We start from the raw sequence: 1,769 nt of genomic DNA on the forward strand, positions 1-1,769 counted from the left end.
TGCTGCTGCGGCTGTTGCCCGCAAAAATGCAGGACAGGGTGGAAGACCTGAGCGGGAAAACCGGCTGGCCCGGACTTGTGGACGCCGTGCAGGGGCTGGACGCCATGATTACGCCGGATACGGGAACCATGCATCTGGCCGCGCGGCTCGGCGTGCCTGTGCTGGCTTTTTTTCTGTCCTCAGCCCTGGCGCATGAAACCGGGCCTTACGGGCAGGGGCATCTTGTCTGGCAGGCGTCGCGGGCATGCGCTCCCTGTCTGGAAACAGCTCCATGCCCTTATGATGTGGCCTGCCTTGAGCCTTTCCGTGGTCAGGATCTGCTGCGCTCACTGACGCTTGCCCTCACCGGGGATGCGCGGCGTGCGGCACTTCCCGACGGCTTACAGTTGTGGCGCAGTCATGTGGATAACCTTGGCACGGTGTTGTGTCTGGAATCGGGGCAAGACCCGCATGCCGCCAAGCGCATGCGGGTGCGGGAATATCTTGCCTCTTTTTTGCGGCTGCCCCGGCCATGTCCGGCTTCTGTGCCGTCCCCTGTCATGGCTGGTAGCGCAGTGGGATGCTCTCCGGGCGCGGCCGGTGACGAAGAAATTGACCAATGGCTGTGCGGTGATACGGACTGGATGCTGCCGCCGCAACTATACCGCTGATGTGGAGAACACACTGATGTCCACGGCTCCTCTGAGAATACTGGTTGTTTTGCCCATGTACGGCGGTTCGTTGCCCGTGGGCAGGTACTGCGCGCGCGCTCTTGAACAGATGGGCCATAATGTGCGCGCCTTTGAGGCCCCGCTCATGTTTTCGGCCTTTACGGGTTTGCAGGCGCTTGGCCTGCCTCCGGCGCAGACAGCGCAACTGGAGAACTCTTTTCTTCAGGTGGTGGGTCAGGCCATCTGGGCGCAGGTGCAGGCGCAGGAGCCGCATCTGGTGCTGGCTATGGCCCAGGCTCCTTTGGGGCGCGGTCTTTTGCAGCGCTTGCGCCGTGCCGGGGTGCGCACGGCCATGTGGTTTGTGGAAGACCACAGCGTGTTTCAGTACTGGCGGGCCTATGCACCGTTGTATGACGTGTTTGCCATCATACAGAAGCAGCCCTTCATGGACCTTCTGGCCGCGGCAGGGCAAAAAAACTTTCTGTATCTGCCCCTTGCCGCGCAGCCGGATTTTCATGCCCCCACAGAGCTGACACCGGAGCAACGACGCGAATACGGCGCGGATCTGGGCTTTCTTGGGGCAGGTTATCCTAACCGCAGGCTGGCCTTTCGTCCTCTGGCGGGGCGCGACCTGAAGATATGGGGATCGGACTGGGACGGAGAGGGGCTGCTGGCGGCCCATGTGCAGCGCGGCGGCGCGCGCATCGGTGAAGAAGAGAGTGTGCGGATATACAATGCCACCAAGGTCAATCTTAACCTGCACTCCAGCCTGCAAACAGCGGAACTGGTGAGCCGTGGCGATTTCGTCAATCCGCGCACCTTTGAACTGGCCGCCATGAACGCTTTTCAGTTGCTGGACGAGCGCAGCCTGCTGCCGGAACTTTTTGCGCCGGACGAGTTAGTTACCTTTGCGTGCATTGAAGAATTTTATGCAAAAATAGAGTATTTTCTTGCCCACCCCGAAGAGCGGGCCGCCTACGCAAGCCGCGCACGTGCGCGGGTGTTGCGCGACCATACCTACGGGCATCGTATGCAGACCCTGCTTGACTTTGTGGCCGAACGCCTTGGTCCCTGGGCGCAAGAGGCGGGGCCGCATTTTGCGGAAACACCGGCAGAGCC

The 1,769-nt window shown here is 61.3% G+C and carries 2 protein-coding genes; both read left to right on the forward strand.

Annotated features, from left to right (window positions below):
• Positions 1-650: glycosyltransferase family 9 protein (locus tag V6C16_RS12385; protein ID WP_333543345.1), on the forward strand; the 650-nt coding region annotated here is incomplete at its 5' end.
• A 16-nt stretch (positions 651-666) separates the two neighbouring features.
• Positions 667-1,769: CgeB family protein (locus V6C16_RS12390; protein ID WP_333543346.1), on the forward strand; the 1,103-nt coding region annotated here is incomplete at its 3' end.

Source organism: Desulfovibrio sp. 1188_IL3213 (assembly GCF_036763145.1).
Taxonomy (GTDB): Bacteria; Desulfobacterota; Desulfovibrionia; order Desulfovibrionales; family Desulfovibrionaceae; genus Desulfovibrio.